Raw genomic sequence first — 349 nt, 5'->3', positions numbered from 1 at the left:
GCCCAAACCCCAGGGGCTGCGGCGGCTGGCCGCCCGCCTCCATGTCGGGCTGGACAGCCTGGTCTTCTGGGATGACAGCGAGCTGGAACGGGCCGAGGTGCGAGCCAATTGCCCCGAGGTGATGGTGATGACCCCGCCGGCCGATCTCTGGAGCTGGCCGGATGCCCTGCTGACGCTGCCGGCCCTGTGCAGTCGCCACCAGAGCCGGGATGACGGCCTGCGGCAGCACTCCTATCAGGCCCAGGCCGAGGCCGAGGCGGTGCGCCGGCAACTGGGCGACGAGCACGCCTTCCTGCAGCAATTGGCGCTGCAGGCCGACTGGCAGCCGCTCTCCCCGGGCAACCAGTTG

The 349-nt window shown here is 71.1% G+C and carries 1 pseudogene; it reads left to right on the top strand.

What is annotated here, in order from left to right:
• Positions 1 to 349, top strand: a pseudogene (locus AACR77_RS14825) (HAD-IIIC family phosphatase); the annotation flags it as partial.

The sequence above is a fragment of the Aeromonas sp. ZOR0002 genome, assembly GCF_963866995.1.
Classification (GTDB): Bacteria; Pseudomonadota; Gammaproteobacteria; order Enterobacterales; family Aeromonadaceae; genus Aeromonas; species Aeromonas caviae.
The sequence above is the reverse complement of the archived record's forward strand: the minus strand, read 5'-3'. Positions and strand labels throughout refer to the sequence as shown.